Origin of the sequence: Mesorhizobium sp. B2-7-2 (genome assembly GCF_006440775.1) — a bacterium.
GTDB lineage: Bacteria > Pseudomonadota > Alphaproteobacteria > Rhizobiales > Rhizobiaceae > Mesorhizobium.
Genome location: NZ_VFTZ01000015.1, coordinates 55,634 through 80,066, shown reverse-complemented (window position 1 = coordinate 80,066; position 24,433 = coordinate 55,634). Strand labels below are relative to the sequence as shown.

Sequence of the window (24,433 nt, the reverse complement as noted above, 5' to 3'; positions counted from 1 at the left end):
TCATGAAAAAATTGGGTATTTTGAGCGCGGCCGCTATTGGCCTGATGATGAGCGCCCCGGTTGCCTTCGCCGACGACATCACCATTTCGGTGGTCGGCCCCATGACCGGCCAGCTCGCCACCATCGGTGACCAGTTCAAGCAGGGCGCGCAGGCGGCCGCCGACGCGATCAATGCGGCTGGCGGCGTCAACGGCTCCCAGATCAAGCTCGATATCGAGGACGACCAGTGCGATCCGAAGCAGGCGGTCTCGGTCGCCAACCGCATCGTCGCCAATGGCGTCAAGTTCGTCGATGGCCATGCCTGCTCTGGCTCCAGCATTCCGGCCTCGGCCGTTTATGCCGAAGCCGGCACGCTGATGATGAGCCCCGCCTCGTCCAACCCGGTGCTGACCGACGCCGCCGCCAAGGCCGGCTGGCCGACCATCATGCGCCTCTACACGCGTGACGACGCGCAGGGCGCCTTCATCGGGCCGTGGATCGCCAAGAAATACGCCGGCAAGAACGTTGTCGTCCTGCACGACAAGAGCGCCTACGGCCAGGGCGTCGCCGACGCCGTGAAGGCGACGATGAATGCCGGCGGTCTCAAGGAAGTCGACTACGAAGGCATCAATGCCGGCGAGAAGGACTATTCGGCCCTCGTCACCAAGCTGAAGGAACTGAAGGCCGACGTCGTCTATTTCGGCGGCTATCACCCCGAGGCGGGTCTGATCCTGCGCCAGGCGGCCGAGCAGAACGTCAAGTTCCAGCTGATCATGCCGGACTCGATCGCTTCGCCGGAATTCTGGCAGGTTGCCGGCCCGGCCGGTGAAGGCACCATGTTCGTCTTCCCGTCGGACCCGCAGGCCAAGCCCGAAGCGAAGGACGCGGTCGCCAAGATCAAGGCCGGCGGCTTCACGCCCGAAGGCTTCACGCTGTTCTCCTATGCGGTGATCCAGGCTGTGGCCGAAGGCGTCAAGCGCGCCGGCACCGACGATCCGGCCAAGGTCGCCGAGGCGCTCAAGGACGGCAAGCCGATCAGCACCGTGGTCGGCGACGTCATCTTCGACGAGAAGGGCGATCTGAAGAACGCCAGCTACGACATCAACCAATGGCACGACGGCAAATACGCGCCGATCAAGCCGTAATCGGTTCTGCAAGAATCAAGGAAATGGCCGGGACGAGCCCGGCCATTTCCGTTTGTGCTGCGGCATTGACGTGCAGGGCAGGCTGGCGCTCTACGGCGCCCCCCTCTGTCCTGCCGGACATCTCCCCCACTAGGGGAGATCGGATGTCGCTTTCGCCAATCGCCAACGCCGCAGGACTGAACGCCATCGGCGAAGCTGCCAATCTCCCCCCTTGTGGATGACATGGCCGGCAGGACAGAGGCTGGCGCTGTCCCGCCATACCTAATTATTTTGTCTCGTTAACGAGACAATCGAACAGCCGCTTCAGCCCTGCCCATCCTCCGCAAACCGCACCAGCACCGTGCCGTCGCTGACCTGCGCGCCCTCGGCCGCGATCTCGGCGATCACGCCGTCATGCGGGGCGGCGATCATGTGCTCCATCTTCATCGCTTCGAGGATCAAAAGCGGCTGGCCCCTGATCACGGCATCGCCCGCCGCGGCGCGCACCAGCTTGACCAGCCCCGGCATCGGCGCGCGCAGGCTGCTTGAGGCGGCTCCCGCCTCGTCGGCCTTGGCGAGCGGATCGGGGACCGTGAACGTATAGCCGACCGCGCCCTCGAAGACGGTGACATGGCCGGGCCAGCGGGCCGCATGCGGCATGGTCCTCAAATCATGCGTGTTCACCGCATCATGCGGTGCCTCCAGCGCCACCTGGAAGCGGCCGTCCGAGCGTGCCGAAACCCGCGCCAGGATGTTCTCCTCGCCATAGCGCAAGCGGGTGCGGCGCGAGAGCGGGTGGAAATGGGCATAGCTGGAAAGCGTGGACCAGGGGTCGGCGGCGGGACCCGGCACGCCGGTATCCGTCGCCGCCAGTGCCGCGGCGGCGATCGTCTCGTCGCTCGGCGGGGGAATGGCGGTGAGCGCCGCCTGGTGCCGGCCGATCAGCCCGGTGTCGACATCGCCGGCAGCGAAATTGGCGTCGGCAGCGAGCGCCGCCAGGAAGGCGGTGTTGACGGTCGAGCCGGCCACTTCCGTCCGCGCCAGCATCTCGCGCAGCGTGCCGAGCGCCGCAGCCCGATCCTTGCCGTGCGCCACCAGCTTCGCGATCATCGGATCATAGAAGAGAGAGATCGCATCGCCGGCACGCACGCCGGTCTCGATGCGTATCGCGGCACCTTCCGGCGCCGCGTCGTGGAATTTGAGATGATGCAGCGTGCCGGTCGCCGGCAGGAACCCTCTCGCGGCGTCCTCGGCATAGAGCCGGGCCTCGAAGGCGTGGCCGGACAAAGCGATCTCATTCTGCATCTTCGGCAGCGTTTCGCCGGACGCGACGCGAAGCTGCCATTCGACGAGATCGACGCCGGTGACCATCTCGGTGACGGGATGCTCGACCTGCAGTCGGGTGTTCATCTCCATGAACCAGAAGCGGTCGGCCTTGAGCCCCTGAGAGGCGTCGACGATGAACTCGATCGTGCCGGCGCCCGAATAATTTATCGCCTTGGCAGCCTTCACGGCCGCCTCCGTCATCGCCTTGCGCAGCGCCGGCGTCATGCCGGGGGCGGGCGCCTCCTCGATCACCTTCTGGTGGCGGCGCTGCGCCGAGCAATCGCGTTCGAAAAGATGCACGGCGTTGCCGAAATTGTCGCCGAACACCTGCACTTCGATGTGACGCGGCTTGTCGACATATTTTTCCACCAGCACGCGATCGTCGCCGAACGCCGCCTTTGCCTCGCGACGCGCGCTTGAAAGCGCCTCCGAGAAATCGTCGGGGTGGTCGACGCGCCGCATGCCCTTGCCGCCGCCGCCGGCGCGCGCCTTGATCAGCACCGGGTAGCCGATCTCGCGCGCCTTGGACGCAAGCAGCACGATTTCCTGCGCTTCGCCGTGATAACCCGGCACCACCGGTACGCCGGCCTTTTCCATCAGCCGCTTGGCGGCGTCCTTCAATCCCATGGCGCGGATCGAGGCGGCGGAAGGACCGATGAAGACAAGGCCTGCCGCCGTCGCCTGATCGACGAAATCGGGGTTTTCCGACAGGAAGCCGTAGCCGGGATGGATGGCCTCGGCGCCGGTGGCGAGCGCCGCCGCCACGATCCTGTCGCCGCGCAGATAGCTTTCGCCGACGGGCGAGGGGCCGATACGCACGGCCTCGTCGGCCATCTCGACATGCAAAGCGCGGGCATCCGCGTCCGAATAGACGGCGGCGGTGCGCACACCGAGCCTGCGGGCGGTTCGGATGACGCGGCAGGCGATCTCGCCGCGATTGGCAATCAGGATCTTGCCGAACATGGAGCCTCCGCAGCCAGGGTGTGTCTCGGGCGACGACGGCATTCCTTCGCGCCCCCCTCTGTCCTGCCGGACATCTCCCCCACGAGGGGGGAGATCGGACGTCGCCGCCGATTTCGCCAATCGTCAACATTATAGGGAGAGCGGCAGCGCCGAAGCTGCCAATCTCCCCCCTTGTGGGGGAGATGTCGGGCAGGACAGAGGGGGGCGCTGTCCCGCCGGCCTCTCCAGGCCAGCGTTCGTCCAACATAGTGGAGCACTCCCTTATCAAGAGAGTGCTTTGCCGAAGTCGTCTCTTGAGCAGTCTGGTTGATCATCGAGGTCAGCTCTTCCCGAGGGCAGCAATGGCTCGCCGGTATAGTTCCGCGGTCGGCTCGTCGAAGCAGCAGAAAGTCACGGTTCCCGGCAGCACATTCTGCGCGATGAAGTTGCTGACGGTGCCAACGGCAATGCTGGTCGCTTGCTCCTTCGGAAAGCGATAGATGCCGGTCGAGATCGCCGGAAAGGCGATCGTGCGGCAATCATGGCCGCGCGCGATTTCGAGCGAGCGCCGGTAGCAGGAGGCGAGCAGCTCGGCTTCGCCCTGGCCGCCGCCTCGCCACACCGGACCGACCGTGTGGATGACATAGCGCGCCGGCAATCGATAGCCCTTGGTCAGCTTGGCGTCGCCGGTCTTGCAGCCGTGAAGCGCGCGGCATTCGGCAAGCAGCTCCGGCCCGGCCGCGCGGTGGATGGCGCCGTCGACGCCGCCGCCGCCCAGCAGCGAGGAATTGGCGGCATTGACGATGGCGTCGACCGCAAGCCTGGTTATGTCGCCGGTGTGGATACGGATCCTGTCGCCGAGAGCGCTCATCGTCACATCCTGAACACGCCGAATTTCGTCGCCTCTATTCCGGCATTGAGCGCCGCCGAAAGGCTGAGCGCCAGCACGTCGCGGGTCCTGGCCGGATCGATGATGCCGTCGTCCCAGAGCCGGGCCGAGGAATAGAGCGGATGGCCCTCATGCTCGTATTTCATCAGGATCGGCTTCCTGAATTTCGCTTCGTCCTCGGCGCTCCACTCACCGCCCTTACGCTCGATGCCCTCGCGCTTGACCATGGCAAGCACGGTGGCCGCCTGCTCGCCGCCCATCACCGAGATGCGCGCGTTCGGCCACATCCACAGGAAGCGGGGCGAATAGGCGCGGCCGCACATGCCGTAATTGCCGGCGCCGAACGAGCCGCCGATGATCACCGTGAGCTTGGGCACGCGTGCCGTGGCGACCGCCATCACCAGCTTGGCGCCGTCCTTGGCGATGCCGCCGGCCTCGTATTTTCGCCCGACCATGAAGCCGGTGATGTTCTGCAGGAAGATCAGCGGGATGCCGCGCTGGCAGCAGAGCTCGATGAAATGAGCGCCCTTCAGCGCGCTTTCGGAAAACAGCACGCCATTGTTGCCGAGGATGCCGACCGGCATGCCGTGCAGATGGGCAAAGCCCGTGACCAACGTCGCGCCGTAGTTCTGCTTGAACTCGTCGAACTCCGAACCGTCGACGAGCCGCGCGATCACCTCGCGCACGTCATAAGGCTGGCGCAAATCCGTCGGCACGATGCCGTAGAGTTCCTGCGGATCGTGAAGCGGCGGCACCGGTTTCTGCAGATTGAGGTTTAGAGCCTTGTTCCGATTCAGGTTCTTGACGATGCGCCGGCAAATGGCCAAGGCGTGCTCGTCGTCCATGGCGTAGTGGTCGGCGACGCCGGAGAGCCTGGTGTGTACATCGGCGCCGCCGAGCTCCTCGGCGCTGACATCCTCGCCGGTGGCGGCCTTCACCAGCGGCGGACCGCCGAGAAAAATGGTCGCCTGGTTGCGCACCATGATCGTCTCGTCCGACATCGCCGGCACATAGGCGCCGCCCGCCGTGCAGGAACCCATCACGCAGGCGATCTGCGGGATGCCGGCGGCAGACATGTTGGCCTGGTTGTAGAAGATGCGCCCGAAATGCTCGCGGTCGGGAAACACCTCGTCCTGGTTGGGCAGGTTGGCGCCGCCGCTGTCGACCAGGTAGACGCAAGGCAAGTTGTTCTGCAGCGCGATCTCCTGCGCCCTGAGATGCTTCTTCACCGTCAGCGGATAATAGGTACCGCCCTTCACCGTGGCGTCGTTGACGACGACCATGACTTCGGTGCCCTCGACGCGGCCGACGCCGGTGATGATGCCGGCCGAGGAAATGTCCTCGCCATACATCGACCACGCCGCGAACTGCCCGACCTCGAGGAAGGGCGAGCCGGTGTCGAGCAGTTGCGCCAGCCGCTCGCGCGGCAACAGCTTGCCGCGTGAGACGTGGCGTTCGCGGGCTTCGTCCGAGCCGCCGCGCTCGATGCTTGCCGCCTTCTCGGCGATGTCGGCGACCAGCGCCCGCATGCGCTCCGCATTGGCGCGGAATGTATCCGAGGAGGGTGAGATCTGGGACGTAAGCGCAGGCATTGACGGACCTCAGATGATATCATATTTTAGTATCACTTGGCTCTCGCCCTGACCCGAGAGGAGTCGACCAAGTCTTCGATCTCGGGAGGGCGAAAAGTCATGAAGACAGCACATCGACAGACGCTGGACAGGATATTTGCAAACCCGGTCAGCGCTTCGATCAAGTGGCGAGATGTTGAGGCTTTGCTGGTTGCGCTCGGCGCGCAAGTTTCGGAAGGACGCGGATCGCGGGTCCGCTTCACATTGAACGGTATAACGCTTCGAGTCCATCGACCGCATCCCTCGCCTGATACGAAAGCATATGTGGTCCGGGAGATCAGGACTTTCCTACTAGATTCGGGTGTTGAGCTATGAGGCCATACAAAGGATATCTGGGAACCATCGAGTTCGACGAAAACGACGTCGTGTTTCACGGTCGTATCGTGGGTATTCGCGACATCTTCACATACGAAGCCGATTCGGCGGAAGAATTGCTGAAGGCTTTTCATGAATGTGTCGACGACTACCTCGAATTTTGCGCGGAACAGAACAAGGAGCCGGAAAAACCTTTTTCTGGCAAACTCGCCTTGCGCACCACGCCGGAAGTCCACCGTCTTGTCAGCCGGGCGGCTTCCAGCGACGGCAAATCCATTAATCAATGGGTTTCGGACACTCTCGCCGAAGCGGCTCGTAAGCGGGTCGACGAAGGCTCGACGAAAGTGACGAGCCGAGCGCATTAAACCCCCTCCGCCATGATCTCGCGCCCGATCAGCCAGCGGCGGATCTCGCTGGTGCCGGCGCCGATCTCGTAGAGCTTGGCGTCGCGCAGCAGCCGTCCCGTCGGATAGTCGTTGATGTAGCCGTTGCCGCCGAGCAGCTGGATAGCATCGAGCGCCATCTGCGTCGCTTTCTCGGCGGCGAACAGCACGCAACCGGCGGCGTCTTTTCGCGAAGTCTCGCCGCGGTCACAGGCGGCCGCAACCGCATAGACGTAGGCGCGCGCGGCGTTCATCGTCGAGTACATATCGGCAAGCTTGCCTTGTACCAGCTGGAAGGTGCCGATCGGCTGGCCGAACTGCTTGCGCTCTTGCACGTAGGGCACAGCGACGTCGAGGCAGGCCGCCATCAGCCCGATCGGGCCCCCGGACAGCACCGCGCGCTCGTAGTCGAGCCCCGACATCAGCACCTCGACGCCGCGCCCTTCCTCATGCAGCACGTTCTCGAACGGCACCTCGACATCCTCGAACACGAGCTCGCCGGTGTTCGAGCCGCGCATGCCGAGCTTGTCGAGTTTTTGCGCCACCGAAAAGCCGGCCATCGTCTTCTCGACGATGAAAGCCGTGATGCCGCGCGCATGACGTTCCGGATCGGTCTTGGCATAGACCACCATCGTCCCGGCGTCGGGACCGTTGGTGATCCACATTTTCGAGCCGTTGAGCACGTAGCGGTCGTTGCGCTTTTCGGCGCGCAGCCTGAGCGACACCACGTCCGAGCCGGCGCCTGGTTCCGACATCGCCAGCGCGCCGACCGTCTCGCCCGAGCAAAGGGCAGGCAGGTACTTTTCCTTCTGCGCCGGGGTGGCCCAGCGGTTGATCTGGTTGACGCAGAGGTTCGAGTGCGCGCCGTAGGAGAGGCCGACCGAGGCGGACGCGCGCGAAATCTCCTCCATGGCCACGACATGCGCGAGATAGCCCATGCCGCTGCCGCCGAAGTCCGGATCGGCGGTGATGCCGAGCAGGCCGAGCGCGCCGAGCTCGGCCCACAGATGCGCGGGAAATTCGTTGGAGCGGTCGATCTCCGCCGCGATCGGCGCGATCCTGTCCTGGGCGAAGCGCCGCACCGTATCGCGCAGCGCCTCGATATCCGGATCCAATCCGAAGTTCAGCGTATTCGTGTACATGCCGTTCCTCCCTGCGCCGGTCTTCGCGGAGATCGCGCCGTATCAGAGTGCCACGGCGTCCCTGGCGCGCCCCAAGCGACGCGCGGTGCCATGGCTGATTGTCGCGCCGACCAGGCGCATTGTCATCGAAAGATATGATGCCGTGACTTCGGCGATCGACAGCCGCTCGCCCGGCCTGAACCAGACGATGACGCCGGTCATCATCTGGATCAACGCCATGGCAGTGAGCCCGGTGTCGTCGACCTGAAAGACACCGGCCTCGGCGCCGTCGCGCAGGATCGTGCGCAGTTCCTTCTCATAGGCCGTGCGCATTTTGAGGATCTGCGTCAGCCTTTCATGCGAAAGGCTGCGCAACTCCATATTGGAGACATGGGTGGCGTGGCGCCGCTCGATGTGGAACGCGATGTGGTTCTCGACATAGGCGGCGAGCCGGGTGACCGGATCGATGCTCGCCGGTCGCGCCGCTTCCCAAGCCTTGAGCAGACCTTCCATATGCTCTCGCATCAAGGTGAAAAGCAGATCCTCCTTGGTCGGGAAATACCGATAGAGCGCTGCCGCCTGCACGCCGACCTCAGCCGCCAGCTGCCGCATCGACATCGCCTCGTAGCCGAGGCGCGCGATCAGGCTGACCGCCGCCTCGCGAACGGCCGCTTCGGTCTTTTCCCCGTCGGAACCTGTGGTGCGTGCCATGTTTGCCTCTGGCAGGAATAATAAAACGAACGTTTAATTAATTCAAGCGGTTCATACGCTCGTTGCCCGCCCCGGCTTTGCGGAGATGAAATGAGACTAGTTCCCCGATAAGCGATTTCGAAGGTTGCCGTTTGCCTCGGTGAAAGTTTTTCCGTTCATTTGCGTGAAATCAGCGCAAACGCCGGGGAGTGGTTGGGGCCGCCCCAACCTCGTCATTCTATGGCGGAGCAAGGAGCGAAGCGACGCGCGCAGACCATAGAATCCATTCCGTGACTTGGAAGCGCCGCCACGGTGCAGAATTCTGCTCCGTTGCACGCCTTGGCGAAGGTAACGGCATGGATTCCAGGGTCTCCGCGACGGAGCTTCGCTCCTGCTCCGCCCTGGAATGACGACCGCGATGGACGTTTCGGCCAATCTCCAACGCATGCCACCCGCCAACGCAAACAGAGCCGGCCGGTCAAAATCCCTGTGCAGTGCCACTAAACGATGATCTTGAAATCTAAGGGCGCCTCTTCGGCCGCCTCCTCGACCTCGACATTCGAGACGAGCGCGCCCCGCGGCCCTTGCCACAGGCGTTCGATCATCGCCGTGACAGCGGCACCTCCGCCGGCAATCAGTGCGGTGACCGAGCCGTCACGCTCATTGCGCACCCAACCCGTCAGCCCGAGACGCATCGCTTCTGCGCGCGTCCAGACGCGGTAGCTGACGCCTTGCACCATGCCGGAAATACGCGCCCGAACGGCTCTATGCTCGCCTTGCATTGCCTGTGCTCCGCGTTGCACCTGGCGGAATCTGGCACAGCAAAGGGCAAAGGCAACGGGGACTTGGGCTAGGGTGTGTTGAGATTCAGGTCAGGCCAAGCCGAAAATGGTGGCTTTCGAGAACCGGCCTACGCCGGCCGTAGCCTTCATAGAGCCGAGACACTTATGAGGGCTTTGGCCGGCGAAGGCCGGAGCGGAGCGGACATTCGGGTCCGTGAGCACCGGAAGCGTAGAAAACCAGCATTTGCAGGCTGGCATCACCTGAATATCAACACATCCTAGTTCCCTCGCGCCGCCGCCAGCGCGCCTGGCAACTCCTCGGCGAAGATGTCGAGCTCACGGTCGAGCCCGACGCTGACCCTGATGCAGCGGTCCAGCCGTGGCGCCATCGGCTTGCGGATGAACACGTCGCGCGACAAAAGGTTCTGCATCGCCTTCAGCGCGAAGGCGCCGTCGCGGCCGCAGTCGATGGTGACGAAATTGGTCGCCGACGGCAGTGGCTTGAGATCGTTCTGCCTGGCGACGGCCGAAATGCGCTCGCGGCCCGCCGCAACGCGCGCCACCACCGAGCGCAGATAATCCTGGTCGGCAAGCGCCTCGAGGCCGGCGACCTGCGCCATGCGGCTGACGCCGTAATGGTTGCGGATCTTCTCGAAGTCGCGGATCACTTCCGCCTCCGCTACGGCGTAGCCGCAGCGTATGCCGGCCAGGCCGTAAGCCTTGGAGAAGGTGCGCATGCGGATGACGTTCGGCCGCGCGACATCGATCGCCGGCAGCGCCGAGGCCGGTCCCAGCTCGCCATAGGCCTCGTCCAGCACCAGCATGGTGGTTTCCGGCAGCGCTTCGATGAAGCGGACGACATCCGGCGCCTCCCACCAGCTTCCCATCGGATTGTCGGGGTTCGAAAGATAGACCAGCGGCGCCTTTTCGCTCGCGACCTTGGCGAGAAGACCGTCCAGGTCTTCCTTGTCATTGGCATAGGGCACCGTCACCAGGCGGCCGCCGACGCCGGCGATATGGAAATTGAAGGTGGGGTAGGCGCCAAGCGAGGTGACCACCGCATCGCCAGGGCCGACATACATGCGCGCCACCAGGCCGAGCAGGCCGTCGATGCCTTCGCCCACGACCACGTTTTCGATCGCCACGCCGTGATGCGCGGCGGCCGCCACCTTCAATTCGTAATTGTCGGGATCGCAATACATCCACTGGTCGCGGGCAACGCTTTCCATGCGCGCGATGACGCGCGGCGAAGGCCCGAAACTGCTTTCATTGGCGCCGATGCGGGCGCGGAACGGCCGCCCGCGCTCGCGCTCCTGCGCCTCCGGGCCGACGAACGGCACCGTGGTCGGAAGCGCGCCGATGATCGGCGTGAGGGAGGGGCGACGAAGCATGGCACAGGCTCGCGTGGAAATGGCGTTCTTGCTAGCGTGGTGGTTGATTACGCGCAAGCTGGATTGAAACCGCTGAACGCGTTCTTACTCGCGCGGCGAAGGATGCAAACGTCACTGAAAGCATCGGCTGCGCGTCGAGCTTGGACTGGATTCCAGCCGCGCTTTTTGCTAGCAGACACCATGAACAATCGTCTGCCGCCCGCCTGGTCCAAACACTTGAAATCCGGCCCTGCGCCGAAACCCAGATGGCCCCAGGCAAGTCCGCCACAGCCGAGCCTCCACAAGGCAAATTCGCTTGCCCGCGCGCAGGCCGACGACGCTTTGCTGGCGAAAGCCTATGAGTGTCAACAAGCCAAACGACTCGATGAAGCGCAGGATCTATGCTTCCAGGTGCTGGCTCGAACGCCAAACCATCCGCTGGCGCTCTACATCATGGGCACCGTTTGCCTCGGCTACGACGACGAGGCGGCGCTGCGCTATTTCGGGCGTGCGATCGCGGAAGAGCCTAAGAACCCCTATTACCACCTCAGCCTTGGCGAGGCCTATGGCAAGCTGAGTGAATATTCGGCAGCGATCGACCATATTCAGTATGCCTTGGAAGTGCAGCCCGATCTCATAGAGGCGCTTTGCGCCCTAGGGCGCGTCTACACCCAGTTCGACAAACCCGACCTGGCTTTGCCGCTCTATGAGAAGGCGCTGAAGATCAACCGCGACCATCCCAAGGCGCGGATCGGAATAGCGGCCGCGCTCACCGGTCTTGGGCGCATGGATGAGGCCGCTACCTATCTCAAGGAGGCGATCGAACGCCGCATCGACGCGGCGGCCGCCTACTACGACCTTGTGCAAACCCGAAAGTTCACCGAGGAGCCCGCCGAGCTCCAGGCGATCCTTCGCGAACTGGACAGTCCGGGGCTTAAGCCGGAGGCCAAAGCCAGCCTCAACTACGCCGCCGGCAAGGTGGAAAACGACCTCAAGCGCTATGCGGAAGCCTTCGACCACTTCAAGAAGGCGAAGCAAGCGGAAGGTTACAAATTCGACATCGATCGGTACCGTCGCTTCGTAGACCTGACGATTGAAACCTTCACGCCGGAGCTGTTTGCCGCAAGGTCTGGTTACGGCAATACTTCCGAAGCGCCCGTATTCGTGGTGGGCATGCCACGCTCGGGAACGACGCTTACCGAACAGATCTGCGCCAGCCATCCTGAGGTTCATGGCGCCGGAGAGCTTAGCAAACTGAGGCGGGTTGCGAATGCAATCGGCCTGCAACCCTCTGTCCCGGATTTCAACAAGCCGATCCAGACGATCACCGAAGGCTTGTCCAGGACGTTGGCTGAAGAGCACCTTACCTATCTGCGGGAACGCGCCCCGACGGCGCAGCGCATCGTGGATAAGATGCCGCACAATTTCGAATTGATTGGCCTTCTCACGCTGCTCTTTCCCAAGGCGCGCATCATTCACTGTCGCCGCGACGCAATCGATAACTGCGTATCGTGCTATGTCCTGCCGTTCAGCTCAGCACACAGCTACAACACGGACCTGCAGGCGCTAGGCCTATACTATCGCGAGTACGACCGCTTGATGCGTCACTGGAACGAGGTTTTCCCAGGCCGTATCTTCGAGAATCGCTATGAGACGCTTGTCGAGGACCAGGAGGCACAGTCGCGCCGGCTCATAGACTATCTCGGCCTGCCTTGGGATGACGCATGTCTTCGTTTCTTCGACAGGGAAGGGGCCGTTACCACCCCCAGCCGTTGGCAGGTTCGTCAGCCGATCTACAAATCCTCCGTCAAGCGCTGGAAGAATTTTGAGGGCGAGATCAAACCGCTCATCGAAGCACTAGGCGACCTCGCCGAAGTTTGATTTCGGCCACTGGAACGGCTGCGGCGAGCCGGTTGCTCGATGCGGAAACACTGGCGGCATCTGTCAATGCCGTCTGACTTGGTCGAGAAACCTGCCACATAATGCTGGATCGGTGATGATCCGCTCCCGCCGCTTCGTCCTGCGTTCTCCAGTTCCCCGACACAGGGATTTTGAAAGGTTGCCATTTGTCTTGGTGCAAGATTTTCCATTCATTTCCGTGAAGTCGCCGGGGATTGGTTGAAGCCGCCCCAACGTCGTCATTTTATGGCGGAGCAAGGAGCGAAGCGACGCGGCGCAGACCATAGAATCCATTCCGTGACTTGGAAGCGTTGCTGCGGTGCAGAATTTTGCTCCGTTGCATTCCTTGGCGAAGGCAACGGCATGGATTCCAGGGTCTTCGCGACGGAGCTTCGCTCCTGCTCCGCCCTGGAATGACGACGAGGTGGGCGTTTCGGCCAATCTCCACCTGCCAACGCAACAGAGCCGGTCGGTCAAAATCCCTGTGCCGTGCTACTAGAAGCAACTGCGGTGCCGGTCGGGCATTTCCCCGGAATTGATGAAACTGGCACCTTCCCGCTCATGCCTCGACGTTGGCAATTGGCAAACGCAGCGGGGAGTGTTCGATCTGCTCCCAGGCGAAGAGATGTCGCGTAGGGTCGGAGAGCCTGTTTCGCCGGAGTTGAAGCTCTTCACCGACGCTTCACTTCGACGGTGTGGAATGCCAAACGGCCGCCTTCGACATTGCTGATGAGCACCCAAACCGCGCGGCGGTTTGGAACCTCGACATGCATCAAACCAGAAAGAAAAACCCGGCAGTTGCCCGCCGGGTTTCTTTGTATCGCAGAAATATCTGGCCTTAGAAGTCGCGCTGGAAGCGGAGGATGCCGCCGACGACGTTCTTCTTGGTGCCACCGGTGAAGGTGAAGTTCTCCGGACCAGCATCGCCGAACCGGCCCCCATGGAGGTAGTCGACTTCGGCCGTGACCGTGAGGCCAGGGACAACAGTGTAGGCGACGTTCGCGGCGACGCCGACGTTCTTCCAATCGTCAGCCGAGGCCTGGATGTTGAACGAGGCCTTCTCGTTGAACTTGTAGGTACCGCCGCCCCACACAGCCCAGTTGCCGCCCCACGGCTTGTAGAAGCCGCGACCGCCTGCATAGTGCAAGTAGGTGCGGTCGTTGAGATTGTCGTCGGTGCCATAGCCGGCCATGAGGAACAGCGAGAGGGCGTCGTTGACGTTCACGTCCAAGCGGACCTTGCCGGACACTTCCTCGTAGTTGCTGTCATAGGCGATGACGCCGGTGATCGCGCCCCAGCCCTGCGTCCACTTCACGCCGCCGACGATATGCGGAACATAGGAGTCGATCGCGCCCGCGCCGTAATATGCGCCATAGTTGGCGGCTGCACCAAGACCAACGCCGAGAGGATCCCTGAGAGTGCCGGCACCCGCGCCTTCTTCGAGCGAGACCACCGCCGAGAAGCCGTTGCCGGCGTCGAAGTAATACTGCACGACATTGGTGTCGAAGCCGCCATAGGGGATCAGCGTATCCTGGATGACGTTGCCGGCGTAGCCGACGAACGTATCGAAAGCCGATTCGTCCTTACCGACGCGCAGGCCGCCAAGCTGGATCCAGGCAAAGTTCAGCGAGGTGCTGCTGCCGGGGGCATTGACGAAAGGTGTAGTGTCGGTGTTCCCCGAGTTTTGGAAATTGAAGCGGGTCTCGGTGTAGGTCTTCAAGGTGCCGAGCTCGGTTTCCTGGCCGGTCCAGGTCTTCAGCGAGAAACGAGCATGCTTGAACCAGGTGCCCTGGTCCTTGCCGTCCTTGACGTCGGCGCCGCGGGCACCGTCGAACGAGCCGATGTCGCCGCCGGCGATGTCATAGCGGAGATAGCCGCCGATGCGCAGGCAGGTTTCGGTACCCGGGATGTAGAAATAGCCGGCGCCGTACACGTCGCAGATCTTGACGTATTCAGCCGGTTCCGGCTCGGCGACGGTCACTGCGTCCGCGGCGCGAGCACCGGAAACTGCGACGAGGGCCGCAGCTGAGCCGAGAAGAAGGCTCTTGATGTTCATTTTCTGACCTCCAGTCAAAAGTTAAAAAACGGGTCTGGGTATTTTTTGCTGAAGGACAGCGTTCCCTGCCCCATCCCCACTACCGAAAAAGATGCGCACCGCGCCGCTCCTTCGAAGCTGACATTACCCATGAGCCGGCGCCGTTCAACCACGATCGTGCCACAGCGAGGGCCGTCCGGGCGCTATCGCCGGGGGTTGTTGCACAAATGACACGATTTGGCCTCACTCCGAAAGCTCTCGTTAACCATCGAGGTCCGCGTAAGGCTGAATCCGCCCGAATCCGGCAAAGGACCGACGGAAATGCGGCGGGCAGCTGAGTCGGCCGCCAGGCGATTGCCGCAGAATCGCCATCTGAAGCGGCGGGAGAACGCAGGCCCGCCGATTTTTCGCTGATTATGGCGCCGGCTTGTTGATTGTGCCGGCGCTTTTCTTTATCCACCGGCGCGACGGAGAGGTGGCCGAGTGGTCGAAGGCGCTCCCCTGCTAAGGGAGTAGAGGTCAAAAGCTTCTCGTGGGTTCGAATCCCATCCTCTCCGCCATCCTACACCCTGCGGGCTTCGGGTGGCAGGCCACCCGGAGCCGCATTTTGGGCGTAGGAGTGTCGCCCGAAGCTAGGAAGTAGCGTGGGGGGACCATATGGTACGTCTATTTCCTGCAGCTCCATAGCGGCGATGTCTATGTCGGATCGACAAACGATCTCCGGCGTCGTTTCGAATCGCCAATCAGGACAGGTGACTTCGACCAAGGCTTATCTGCCTGTCGCCTTGAAGGCCTATATCGCGGTTGAAACCGAGGCCAACGCCCGGCAGCTCGAGCAATATTTCAAGACCGGATCTGGAAAGGCCTTCGCCAATAAGCGGTTTTGGCGGACAGGGCTGTACTGACTGGCCAAGGATTATCTCATTGAAATGACAAGAGAATTCTTAGAATGATGCCTTTTCTTCGACCTTTCCCGTCCGATTCTGACTGGAGGTCAGAAAATGAACATCAAGAGCCTTCTTCTCGGCTCAGCTGCGGCCCTCGTCGCAGTTTCCGGTGCTCGCGCCGCGGACGCTGTGACCGTCGCCGAGCCGGAACCGGCTGAATACGTCAAGATCTGCGACGTGTACGGCGCCGGCTATTTCTACATCCCGGGCACCGAAACCTGCCTGCGCATCGGCGGCTACATCCGCTACGACATCGGCGTGGGCGACATCAACGGCGCCACGAACGTCCGTGATCGTTCGGACGGTAGCTTGAACGACACCTACTCCAAGCACGCCCGCTTCACGCTGAAGACCTGGACCGGCCAGGAAACCGAGCTCGGCACGTTGAAGACCTACACCGAGACCCGTTTCAATTGGGATACCGGTCACGGCGACTTTGACGGCGGCTTCATCTCGGCTTCAAGCGGTGTTCCCTCACTGAACTTCGCCTGGATCCAGCTCGGCGGTTTCCGCGTCGGTAAGGACGAGTCGGCCTGGGTGACGTTCAGCGGCTATGCCGGCAACGTCATCGACGACTCGATCGTCGGCTACGGCGGCGATTTCGATACCGGCGTGGTCCAGTACTATTTCGATGCCGGCAACGGCTTCTCGGCAGTGGTTTCGCTCGAAGATGGTGCCGGTGGCAATACGGTCGACAGCTATGTTCCGCATGTCGTCGGCGGCGTGAAGTACACGCAGGGCTGGGGCTCGATCAGCGCTACTGCTGCGTATGACAGCGTCTGGGAAGAGTGGGCCGGCAAGGCTCGCTTGGACGTGAATGCCACGAGCGAGCTGTCGCTGTGGGCCATGGTGAACTATGGCTCGGACAAGCACGTCGACACGAACTCTTTCAAGAACTGGGATGGCAACTGGGCCGTCTTTGGTGGCGGCACCTACAAGTTCAACGACAAGACCTCGTTCAACGCTCAGCTTTCCTATGACGAAGGCAAGACCTTCGCGGTGGCTGCCAATGTTGCCTACACCGTCGTGCCGGGCTTCACGGTCATCGGTGAAGTTGACTACTTCAACGCGTCTGACAGTGACTTCCACGTCAGCGACGACGGCATCGGCGCCGTCCTCCGCTTCCAGCGCGACTTCTAAGGGCTGGACTTGCACAAGTGAAATCCAGCCCGGGCGTTTTCTTGCCCGGGCTGGTTTTTGTTTTCGTGACTGGGTGAGGGCAAACGAAAGACGAGAAGGGGGTACTGGTAGCTGAAGTCTGTGAAATGGTTTCGTCGGGATCCGCCGTCTGGTGGATGAAATCATTTTGTCGGACAAAAACTCTTGAAAGGATGCTTCCAAGCGGGTAGCTGTGCCTATCCACTCGGGGGTGTGGTCAAAAAATGACGAACGAAGCGATTCAAGAGGGGGGGTCCTCTGCACACTTTGCGGTTTTTTCTTCTCAGAACTCGAACTTTCGATACACGTTCAACAAGATCAGAGAAGTAAAGTCGTATAGGGTCGGGGAGCTTTTTGCAGCCTATCGAGATATACTCTGGGATGACGGGCGACATAAATACAATGTCAGCTCTTTCATTGGTGAAATAGACGAGATCCTTCTTGGAGATCGTTTCAGCACCTTTGACCAGAATACCCTGGACAATCTTATCGGTACCTTGCGCCAGCGCGGCAACAGCAACGCAACCATCAATCGCAAGATGGCTGCACTCAGCAAATTGCTGCGTAAGGCGCATAAGATGGGAGATATCCACAGCCTGCCTGAGTTCCGCCGCCAGAAGGAGCGGGCGGGACGGATTCGTTTCCTGGAAAGGGACGAAGAAACGAGGCTGTTCGCGGCGATCAGGAGCCGCAGCGAGGATGCCTATAGGCTTTCCGTCTTCCTGGTCGATTCCGGCTGCCGCCTCGGCGAGGCGCTCGGCCTGATCTGGAATGACATCCAGGAACACCGGGTCTCCTTCTGGATCACCAAGTCCGGCCGCAGCCGTACCATTCCGATGACCGAACGCGTCAAGGAAGTCATCAAGCTGCCGCCGAACACGGAAGGGCGCCGGCCGAAGGGCCCGTTCACCAAGCTTACCCAGGCGCAGTACCGCGCGATCTGGAACGAGGCGAAGACGGAAGTCGGTCTCGGCGCGGACGAACAGGTGGTGCCGCATATCCTGCGTCACACCTGCGCTTCACGTCTGGTCCAGGGCGGTATCGACATAAGGCGCGTCCAGATGTGGTTGGGCCACCAGACCTTGTCGATGACCATGCGTTACGCGCACCTGGCTACCAACGATCTCGATGGCTGCGTCGTCGTTCTCGAGAAACCGCGCGGCGACGAAGCGTCGTCCCGCTCGGCGCAAAACTGCGTGTTCGCGTCGCCTCTCACCACGCCAACCTCAGTTCCTCGGAAAGCGAAAGGGCCGGAACCGGCCAAGGCGACCAGCAAGCGCTCGAAAGGCAAATAGAGAAATTCCAGAAAAGTGTGAGCGGTTGGACTCGGACGCCTTCGCCGTAGCCTTCCGTCCGGAATTGCGCAAAAACAAAGAGCTAGTGCGTTTCACCGTTTCGGGAACGGTGAAACGCACTAGGTCCCGACACAGGGATTTTGAAAGATTGCGGTTTGTCTTGGTGCAAGATTTTCCGTTCATTTCCGTGAAATCAGCGCAAACGCCGGGTTGAAGCCGCCCCAACGTCGTCATTCTATGGCGGAGCAAGGAGCGAAGCGACGCGCGCAGACCATAGAATCCATTCCGTGACTTGGAAGCGCCGCCACGGTGCAGAATTCTGCTCCGTTGCATTCCTTGACGAAGGTAACGGCATGGATTCCAGGGTCTTCGCGACGGAGCTTCGCTCCTGCTCCGCCCTGGAATGACGATCGCGATGGGCGTTTCGGCCAATTTCCAAGGTATACCGCCTGAGCCGATCGGTCAAAATCCCTTGCAGTGCCACTAGGTCGGTCGGATCGGCCTTGCTGGCGGGTAAAATTCTATACAATGCCAGAGACAGATGTAGTCTCGGACTTTACTTTTGCTTGATTTGATTTTCTTGTCGATCAAGGAATACGGCAATCTTCCCGGACAAATCGCCGGTATCGAGGAAGGGCGCATGGCCCTGGCCCTCGACGGTGATGGCTTCCATGCCGGGATGCCTTTCCTGCATCTCTTTAAGCGTCGTCGAGGAAAGCAGTTTCGAGTTGGCGCCGCGAATGACAAGCAATGGGATCGCGGCGAGCGCGTCGAATTGCGGCCACAGGTCCGGCAGCGGCTTGCTGAAATCGATGCCGGCAAGGGTGTCGACCAGCGCCGGATCGAAATCCGGCACCCAGCCGGCCTCCGTCTCGCGGCAGATTGCCCGGACCATCCGCGGCCAGTCGGCGTCGGCGAGCGCCGGGAAATCGGCGCCATGCACGCTGCGCTGAGCATCCACCGCCTCGCCGAATGTCTTCGGTCTCGGCGCAGGGTCCAGATAGGAGCGGATATGGGCCAGGCCCGCTGCCTCGATCGCCGGGCCGATGTCGTTGAGCACGATGGCTTTCAGCACGGCGGGCTGCAATGCGCCGAGCACATGGATGATCAGGCCGCCGCGCGACGTGCCGATGAAGGCGGCCTGCTCGATGCCGAGTGCAGATAGCCCGGCAAGCACATCGCCGGCTTCAACCCCGATATTATAGTGGCCGATATCGGGATCGCGGTCGGATTGCCCGCGCCCGCGATAGTCGAAGGCAACGACCTTGCGCGGCCTTTCCGCCTTGATTGAAAGGTAGAGCGCCAGTTCGTGGAAGTCGCGGGCGTTGCGGGTGAGTCCGGGCAGGCAGACGATCGGCCAACTGCCGGCGTTCGCCTCGCCGTAAATACGAGCATGGAGTCTTAAACCATCGGGCGCGGCGTAGAAGAAATCGGAAAAGCCGTCGCTGGCCATTTTGGATGCTATCCCTTGCCGGATCGGCAAGAGCTACAGGCGAGGACAGGGATCGTCAAACAAGAAGGCATGCATGTGGGACCGGCTTTCGAACGCGCTATGGCTTTTTGGTGGTCCAAGGTCAGCTGAGCGCCGCTAAGAAAGGCTTCCCTCCATCTGTCGTCAGCTGGTCCGCCGTCAGACCGAAAAGTCGATCCTCGCCCGATTCATCTTTCAAAGAGATCCACCAACAGCACCGCAAACTCGGCCAAAATTGCGCAAAGAATGGCTATCTCCACCCATAGCTCGGTCAGGAAGTTGCGATATTCGATCAGCCGATCGTTGGCCCGTTCGTAAAGGTCTTCGCCGACCTCGATCCCATCGTCCAGCAAGCGGACGCGCGACGCCAAGTCGGACTGCAGCGCAAGGTCGCTAAAAAGCCGCTTCGCCGCAGGAAGGAGCGTCGGCTCCCTTCGTTGCAGTGCCATGTCGATGCGCGTCACCAAAATACGCGCGGATTGAAAGCGCCGGGTCATGTTGTTGACGCGAGATTGCTCACGCAATGCAGCGCGGGGGACGTCATGTGTGAGAGCGACATCTGCCATCATCGCCGGCCATGCCTCCTCCAGTCGCGCCTCTTCCGACGATAGGGTGCTATAAGTGTGCGAGAAGGCCGCCGCCGCCGCAAGGCAGTCGTCAACGCTTTGCGCGGGTGCGAAAGCCAGGCAGCGCCGGTCGCGCCAGACAAGCCGGACATTTCGGCTCACCACATCCAGATATGGTTCGGCGCTATCGCATTCCGCTACCCAGGCTTCGAACTTCTTTTGAACGTCGAAAGGCGTCTCAATTCCTGGAAGCAGGTGGACAAATGTCAGCGATCCGTCCGCGTCCGCCGGCAAATCAGTCAGCAATTCCCGAACGAGTTTAAGCGAGGTGGGATGCTCAAGAGCAAGCCAGATGTTGCTGTCGTCCGGCGTAGCTTGGCGGAGCCGCCAAATCGTAGGACTGCGAACCTCCTGTGGAGTCATTGCGGTCAATCGCGCAAGGCCGGCAAAAGCGAACCGGATGGCTCTTCCTCCGCGATATCGGGAGGTTCGACAAAAGCCACGTCATCCTCGAGGATCGGCCCGGGGAGATCGAGCAGAAACTGCGTTTCCTTGCAGTGGGTGAAACTGGCCTGGATGAAGGGTCCCGTCAGATGGTCGAGCCATTCCGGGCCAAGGCGCGCCAAAATTGCCCGATCGAGCACCTCCGCGCTGAAGCTGTCCGGTGACACGCAGTTCGAGGCGATCAAAAATCCCCAACTGCCCAGAAAGGACGGAACGCATGTCTTGTAACTGTGTACTTCCGCGAAGACCGTCCGGAGCGTGCGCCGCAGGGCGCAATGGGCTTTATAATCCGCAAAGGAAAATTCGAGTGCTTGCACTATGAGGATACCATTCGGGCGCAGATGACTATGCGCAAGTTCATAGAATTGCCGCGTATAAAGTCGCTGCGCCGGTCCGTTTTCCAGCATGTCGACGACGTCGACGATGATGACATCGAACATCTCATCGGCGCTATCCAGGTAAGCTCGACCATCCATGTAGAGCAGCGTAGCTCGCGGATCGTCGAAAGCACCCCGGTGCCAAGTCGGCAACTGGTCGCGGCAGATATCGACAAGCTCCCGATCGATATCGATCATCACGGCGCGGCTTACTGACCGGTGCGCCAACACCTCCCTCAGGGTTGCGCCTTCTCCCCCGCCGATAATGAGAACTTCGCGTGGATCGTCGTGCATCAGAAGCGCTGGTTGCACGAGGATCTCGTGATAGAGACCCTCGTCTTCGGCCGAGCTTTGAATCGCGCCGTCCAAGAACAATGCGCGTCCAAAGTTGCAGGTGTCAGCTACGATGACATCCTGGAATTGCGTCCGTCCGGAATATACGATGCTCTTGATGCGGTAGTTGTACTCATCGAAGGGATCGGCATCCTCCCGCACGAACGCGCCAACGGATCCTTGCGGCTTCTCAATCTCTACGTAGAAATAACCTGGCGGCAAAGGCGGCAGGGGATACGTCCGCTGTGGCGTCTCAAGGTCGCTTGGCGTACGATCTATATCGTCGCGGACTGGCATTCTATCCTCGATCCAGGGACTTAAAGCGCGTCGCGTCGAAACAAATTTGAGTAACGCGCTTCAAGCCTTTTTTGTCTTCACGCGTGTCGTTCTTCCGAGAAGATACGCGTAGGCGCCGCCTTGTGGCCGCTTTAGTCCAGCGCGTGCGAACCACGGCTGAGATTCAGTACACTCATGCGTTTTGGTCGAAACGCCGTTGCAAAGGCGAGCAGGCAAGCGAGGGGATTGCAAGTACCGCACATGAATATATCCACCGCAGCGTAACATTCGACTGGCCAGGTATGGATGGAAATATGGCTCTCAGCCAACATCGCAAATGCAGTAACGCCGCCATCGGGCGTGAAAACGTGATGGTGGAGCGCGAGCACTTTCGCTTTGGCGGCCTCGGCTGCGTGCCGCAGGATCTGGTCTATAAAAGAAGCGTCGTCGAGGTTTACGGCATCGTGGAGTTCGACAATAAGATGTCGACCTGGCAAGCTCCCTGGCATTCCCAACGGAGAGGTGACGTCTTCCGATATTGGTAGAGGCGGGCTGTATTTCCCCGAGGACAGGCTATGCACAGTATAGTCGTACTGCCGCTGCGCAGGAACGACCAGCTCACTCGCGAACAACATCCGCCCACCCGGAATATTCGTATTCACTAAAGGAACGACAGAAGCACGTCCTTGTCAAGCAGTGCCGGGGCGCTGCCCATGGGCAGTTCAACCAGCGGTCCAGAGATTCGATTGTAGCGACGCGACCCTTCTGCCGGGACTAACACGTCGTTCGCGAGTGCGCCGCAGTTTTGAGAGAACCAGATGCCAAACACGGATTTAAAACGCACGGCTTGAATTTGTTTTGACGCGATGCGCTTCGATATCCTTGCGCCCTCAACCTCGTCCGTTCACGAGATCCCCCACGATGTCGTATTTGCCTGAAATACGCATCTTGTAGACCTCGTAATTCTCCATCACACGCTGTACGTAACTTCTTGTTTCCGTGTAGGGAATCCGCTCGATCCAGTCGACGACGGCGTCCACGTCCTTGCCGCGCGGGTCGCCGTATTTCGCCACCCATTGGGCGGCGCGGTTGGGGCCGGCATTGTAGCCGGCGAAGGTCAGCACATAGGAGCCGCCGAAACGGTCGAGCTGCTCGCCGAGAAAGGCCGAGCCCAGCGTCGCGTTGTAGCCGGCATCCGTCGTCAGCCGCGCCTGCGAGAAATTCATCCCGGCCTTTTTCGCCAACTGCTTGGCGGTGCCCGGCATCAACTGCAGCAGGCCGCGCGCGCCGGCGCTGGAAACGGCGCCGATATTGAACTCGCTTTCCTGGCGAGCGATGGCATAGGCGAGCGCCTTGCCGGATCCGGAAATGTTGGCCGAGTCGGGAATGACGCCCAGCGGATGCGAAAGCGCGCCGACATCGATGCCGCGCTGGGCGGCGATCTTGCCGACTTTCAGCGCCATGAAATGGTTGCCCTGCTTTTCGGCCAGCACCGCGAGCAGCGCCAGTTCGCCCGGGCTGGTCAGCTGGCCGGCAAGGTCGCGGTAGAGCGTCTCGGCGTAGCGGTCATAGCCCGCTTCCTGCAGCCGTTTGATCGCGCTCACCGCCTCGCGGCCGTCGAAACTCTGACGGTCGGCCGCGCTCGGCTTCGGATAGGCGATGTTGAGGGTCCTCAAGCCCACGCGCTCGCCGGCGAGCTGGCCATAGAAGGTCGTGCCGTAGCTGGCCGCGCGCGTGAAATAATCCTTGGCGCTGCCCGGGCCGCCGACTTCCGCCGCCCGGCCGAGCCAGTAATAGGCGCGCGACAGCGACACCGGTCCCTGGGCGAGCTCGGTGATGCGCGTGAAATGCCTTGCGGCGGTCGCCGGGTCGTTGAGGCCGCGCAACGCGTACCAGCCGGCATGGAACTCGGCCTCGGCGGCGTTCGGCGGGCTTTCGGCAGCGTGCATGGAGACAATCTTGTAGGCGGTCTTCATGTCGCCCTGGTCGACCAGCTCGCGCGAGAGCACGCGGCGTTCGACCCACCAGGCATCGGGGTCGACCAGCGAATCGCGGTTCGTCGGCGCTTTCATCACGGCAGCAGCGGCTTCGGCGAATTTCTGCTGCTTGCGCAGATACTCCGCCTCGGCGAAGAAATAGCCGGCGGAGCGCTGCGCCGCGGGCACTGCTTTCAACAGCTTGGCCGCGTCCTTGTCGCCCTTGTCGGCCGCCGCCCAGGCATCCGCCAGCGGCTGTGCGCCGGCGAGGCCGGCGACCCGCAGCGCCGACGACGGCCGGTCGGCGTAGAACATGCGCTCCATGCGGTAGCGATGGTCGGCCGCCGGGATCAGCGTGCCGAACTCCTTTATGACGGTCGCCTCATCCTTCGCTTCCAGTTTCTCCGTGCGCCAAAAGGGTACCAGCACCGACCGCGCCGCGGCCTGGTTGCCAAGCGCCACTTGCGAGCGGGCAAGGATGATGACGCCCTCGGGCGTCAGCGGCTGGCTGCGGCCGAAGGCCTGCACGACCACCTGCGGCGGCGGATTCTCGCGATAGAGCGCACGCTCGCTGTTCTTGCGCAGCGCGATCGTGCCCGGCCATCCAGGCAGCATCTTGGCCGCGTCGGCAATCTCGCCGCTCGGCACCTGGTCGCCGCCGTAAAGCGCGATCGCCCAGGCGAGGATGTGCCGGTCGAGCGAGGTGGCGGGCAGCGTGTCGCGCGCATTGCGCGCGCCGACGATGTTGTTGGCGGCAAGCGCATCGAGCCCGCTCTTCAGTTGCGCTATGTCGGAGGCAATCGGCGTCTGGCTAGGCGCCTGCGGTGCATCTGGCGCCGGGATCGAGGCCGTCGCGCGCGCATCGACGCTGCCACCGATCGCCATGGTAGGCGTCAGCGCGACGATCGCGCCCAAAAGCGCGAAAAGATGGGGCCGCCTCGTCGGCATTTTACGATCCTAGCACATCGTCAGCAGGCGCGGGCATTGAGAACCCGATGCAAAGCCTAGACTTAGGTCGTGAAGGGCTCGTAAACAAAAGGTTAT

19 protein-coding genes and 1 tRNA gene are annotated in these 24,433 nt (G+C 61.8%); 8 read left to right on the top strand and 12 right to left on the bottom strand.

All coding sequences use genetic code 11. The annotated features are described in order from the left end of the window. The first annotated feature begins 2 nt into the window (after positions 1-2). Positions 3-1,124 (top strand): ABC transporter substrate-binding protein, encoded by a 1,122-nt coding sequence (locus tag FJ425_RS20380; protein WP_140725675.1) that lies wholly within the window; start codon positions 3-5, stop codon positions 1,122-1,124. 303 nt (positions 1,125-1,427) lie between these two features. On the opposite strand, the gene FJ425_RS20370 is transcribed toward FJ425_RS20380, so the two are convergent. The 3 genes from FJ425_RS20370 to FJ425_RS20355 form a co-directional block, all read right to left on the bottom strand. After that, positions 1,428-3,392, bottom strand: a complete 1,965-nt coding sequence (locus tag FJ425_RS20370; RefSeq protein ID WP_140725671.1) for an acetyl/propionyl/methylcrotonyl-CoA carboxylase subunit alpha — start codon at positions 3,390-3,392, stop codon at positions 1,428-1,430. A gap of 319 nt (positions 3,393-3,711) precedes the next feature. Next, on the bottom strand, positions 3,712-4,242 hold the full coding sequence (locus tag FJ425_RS20360; RefSeq protein WP_140725667.1) for an O-acetyl-ADP-ribose deacetylase: 531 nt from the start codon (positions 4,240-4,242) through the stop codon (positions 3,712-3,714). Positions 4,243-4,244: 2 nt separating this feature from the next. Next, on the bottom strand, positions 4,245-5,852 hold the full coding sequence (locus tag FJ425_RS20355) for a carboxyl transferase domain-containing protein (protein WP_140725664.1): 1,608 nt from the start codon (positions 5,850-5,852) through the stop codon (positions 4,245-4,247). Between the two features lie 99 nt (positions 5,853-5,951). Here FJ425_RS20355 and FJ425_RS20350 point away from each other — a divergent pair, with 99 nt between their 5' ends. Beyond that, positions 5,952-6,206 (top strand): type II toxin-antitoxin system HicA family toxin, encoded by a 255-nt coding sequence (locus FJ425_RS20350; protein ID WP_140636486.1) that lies wholly within the window; start codon positions 5,952-5,954, stop codon positions 6,204-6,206. Further along, positions 6,203-6,571: a type II toxin-antitoxin system HicB family antitoxin gene (locus FJ425_RS20345; RefSeq protein WP_140636484.1), complete on the top strand. Its 369-nt coding sequence runs from the start codon at positions 6,203-6,205 to the stop codon at positions 6,569-6,571. The genes FJ425_RS20350 and FJ425_RS20345 overlap by 4 nt, the downstream gene beginning before the upstream one ends. On the opposite strand, the gene FJ425_RS20340 is transcribed toward FJ425_RS20345, so the two are convergent. The 4 genes from FJ425_RS20340 to FJ425_RS20325 form a co-directional block, all read right to left on the bottom strand. Then, positions 6,568-7,731, bottom strand: a complete 1,164-nt coding sequence (locus tag FJ425_RS20340; protein WP_140636482.1) for an isovaleryl-CoA dehydrogenase — start codon at positions 7,729-7,731, stop codon at positions 6,568-6,570. The two genes, FJ425_RS20345 and FJ425_RS20340, sit on opposite strands and share 4 nt — an antisense overlap. A gap of 42 nt (positions 7,732-7,773) precedes the next feature. Next, positions 7,774-8,421, bottom strand: a complete 648-nt coding sequence (locus FJ425_RS20335; protein WP_140636480.1) for a TetR/AcrR family transcriptional regulator — start codon at positions 8,419-8,421, stop codon at positions 7,774-7,776. A gap of 479 nt (positions 8,422-8,900) precedes the next feature. Next, the gene (locus FJ425_RS20330; protein ID WP_140546883.1) at positions 8,901-9,182 is read right to left on the bottom strand and encodes an acylphosphatase; all 282 of its coding nucleotides are present in this window, start codon (positions 9,180-9,182) and stop codon (positions 8,901-8,903) included. Between the two features lie 278 nt (positions 9,183-9,460). Continuing rightward, the gene (locus FJ425_RS20325) at positions 9,461-10,573 is read right to left on the bottom strand and encodes a pyridoxal phosphate-dependent aminotransferase (protein ID WP_140725661.1); all 1,113 of its coding nucleotides are present in this window, start codon (positions 10,571-10,573) and stop codon (positions 9,461-9,463) included. A 180-nt stretch (positions 10,574-10,753) separates the two neighbouring features. Between FJ425_RS20325 and FJ425_RS20320 the strand changes: the two genes are divergently transcribed. Further along, the gene (locus tag FJ425_RS20320; protein ID WP_140725658.1) at positions 10,754-12,433 is read left to right on the top strand and encodes a sulfotransferase; all 1,680 of its coding nucleotides are present in this window, start codon (positions 10,754-10,756) and stop codon (positions 12,431-12,433) included. A gap of 856 nt (positions 12,434-13,289) precedes the next feature. Here the strand turns inward: FJ425_RS20320 and FJ425_RS20315 are convergent. Beyond that, positions 13,290-14,507 carry a porin gene (locus FJ425_RS20315; protein WP_140636472.1) on the bottom strand — a complete coding sequence of 406 codons (1,218 nt, stop codon included), beginning with the start codon at positions 14,505-14,507 and terminating at the stop codon, positions 13,290-13,292. Between the two features lie 448 nt (positions 14,508-14,955). Here FJ425_RS20315 and FJ425_RS20310 point away from each other — a divergent pair. From FJ425_RS20310 to FJ425_RS20295, 3 genes are all read left to right on the top strand, one after another. Further along, positions 14,956-15,046 (top strand) — tRNA-Ser (locus FJ425_RS20310). 441 nt (positions 15,047-15,487) lie between these two features. Next, a complete protein-coding gene (locus tag FJ425_RS20300; RefSeq protein ID WP_140636470.1) occupies positions 15,488-16,573 on the top strand; it encodes a porin in 1,086 nt (361 codons plus the stop codon). 242 nt (positions 16,574-16,815) lie between these two features. Continuing rightward, a complete protein-coding gene (locus tag FJ425_RS20295; protein ID WP_140725655.1) occupies positions 16,816-17,886 on the top strand; it encodes a site-specific integrase in 1,071 nt (356 codons plus the stop codon). A gap of 556 nt (positions 17,887-18,442) precedes the next feature. Here the strand turns inward: FJ425_RS20295 and FJ425_RS20290 are convergent. From FJ425_RS20290 to FJ425_RS20280, 3 genes are all read right to left on the bottom strand, one after another. Next, positions 18,443-19,339, bottom strand: coding sequence for an alpha/beta hydrolase (locus tag FJ425_RS20290; protein ID WP_140725652.1), 897 nt, complete (start codon positions 19,337-19,339; stop codon positions 18,443-18,445). A 206-nt stretch (positions 19,340-19,545) separates the two neighbouring features. Beyond that, a complete protein-coding gene (locus FJ425_RS20285) occupies positions 19,546-20,346 on the bottom strand; it encodes a hypothetical protein (RefSeq protein ID WP_140725648.1) in 801 nt (266 codons plus the stop codon). Between the two features lie 5 nt (positions 20,347-20,351). After that, positions 20,352-21,434 (bottom strand): fused MFS/spermidine synthase, encoded by a 1,083-nt coding sequence (locus FJ425_RS20280; protein WP_140636463.1) that lies wholly within the window; start codon positions 21,432-21,434, stop codon positions 20,352-20,354. A 122-nt stretch (positions 21,435-21,556) separates the two neighbouring features. Here FJ425_RS20280 and FJ425_RS32085 point away from each other — a divergent pair, with 122 nt between their 5' ends. Further along, positions 21,557-21,958 carry a hypothetical protein gene (locus FJ425_RS32085; RefSeq protein WP_246673628.1) on the top strand — a complete coding sequence of 134 codons (402 nt, stop codon included), beginning with the start codon at positions 21,557-21,559 and terminating at the stop codon, positions 21,956-21,958. A 345-nt stretch (positions 21,959-22,303) separates the two neighbouring features. Here the strand turns inward: FJ425_RS32085 and FJ425_RS20270 are convergent, their stop codons facing one another. Next, the gene (locus FJ425_RS20270; RefSeq protein WP_140725645.1) at positions 22,304-24,337 is read right to left on the bottom strand and encodes a lytic transglycosylase domain-containing protein; all 2,034 of its coding nucleotides are present in this window, start codon (positions 24,335-24,337) and stop codon (positions 22,304-22,306) included. Positions 24,338-24,433: the final 96 nt, after the last annotated feature.

Bases quoted from the DNA above. Each gene is read 5' to 3' on its own strand.
- FJ425_RS20380 (WP_140725675.1), top strand. From the start codon at position 3: ATGAAAAAATTGGGTATTTTGAGCGCGGCCGCTATTGGCCTGATGATG.
- FJ425_RS20370 (WP_140725671.1), bottom strand. From the start codon at position 3,392: ATGTTCGGCAAGATCCTGATTGCCAATCGCGGCGAGATCGCCTGCCGC.
- FJ425_RS20360 (WP_140725667.1), bottom strand. From the start codon at position 4,242: ATGAGCGCTCTCGGCGACAGGATCCGTATCCACACCGGCGACATAACC.
- FJ425_RS20355 (WP_140725664.1), bottom strand. From the start codon at position 5,852: ATGCCTGCGCTTACGTCCCAGATCTCACCCTCCTCGGATACATTCCGC.
- FJ425_RS20350 (WP_140636486.1), top strand. From the start codon at position 5,952: ATGAAGACAGCACATCGACAGACGCTGGACAGGATATTTGCAAACCCG.
- FJ425_RS20345 (WP_140636484.1), top strand. From the start codon at position 6,203: ATGAGGCCATACAAAGGATATCTGGGAACCATCGAGTTCGACGAAAAC.
- FJ425_RS20340 (WP_140636482.1), bottom strand. From the start codon at position 7,731: ATGTACACGAATACGCTGAACTTCGGATTGGATCCGGATATCGAGGCG.
- FJ425_RS20335 (WP_140636480.1), bottom strand. From the start codon at position 8,421: ATGGCACGCACCACAGGTTCCGACGGGGAAAAGACCGAAGCGGCCGTT.
- FJ425_RS20330 (WP_140546883.1), bottom strand. From the start codon at position 9,182: ATGCAAGGCGAGCATAGAGCCGTTCGGGCGCGTATTTCCGGCATGGTG.
- FJ425_RS20325 (WP_140725661.1), bottom strand. From the start codon at position 10,573: ATGCTTCGTCGCCCCTCCCTCACGCCGATCATCGGCGCGCTTCCGACC.
- FJ425_RS20320 (WP_140725658.1), top strand. From the start codon at position 10,754: ATGAACAATCGTCTGCCGCCCGCCTGGTCCAAACACTTGAAATCCGGC.
- FJ425_RS20315 (WP_140636472.1), bottom strand. From the start codon at position 14,507: ATGAACATCAAGAGCCTTCTTCTCGGCTCAGCTGCGGCCCTCGTCGCA.
- FJ425_RS20300 (WP_140636470.1), top strand. From the start codon at position 15,488: ATGAACATCAAGAGCCTTCTTCTCGGCTCAGCTGCGGCCCTCGTCGCA.
- FJ425_RS20295 (WP_140725655.1), top strand. From the start codon at position 16,816: ATGACGAACGAAGCGATTCAAGAGGGGGGGTCCTCTGCACACTTTGCG.
- FJ425_RS20290 (WP_140725652.1), bottom strand. From the start codon at position 19,339: ATGGCCAGCGACGGCTTTTCCGATTTCTTCTACGCCGCGCCCGATGGT.
- FJ425_RS20285 (WP_140725648.1), bottom strand. From the start codon at position 20,346: ATGACTCCACAGGAGGTTCGCAGTCCTACGATTTGGCGGCTCCGCCAA.
- FJ425_RS20280 (WP_140636463.1), bottom strand. From the start codon at position 21,434: ATGCCAGTCCGCGACGATATAGATCGTACGCCAAGCGACCTTGAGACG.
- FJ425_RS20270 (WP_140725645.1), bottom strand. From the start codon at position 24,337: ATGCCGACGAGGCGGCCCCATCTTTTCGCGCTTTTGGGCGCGATCGTC.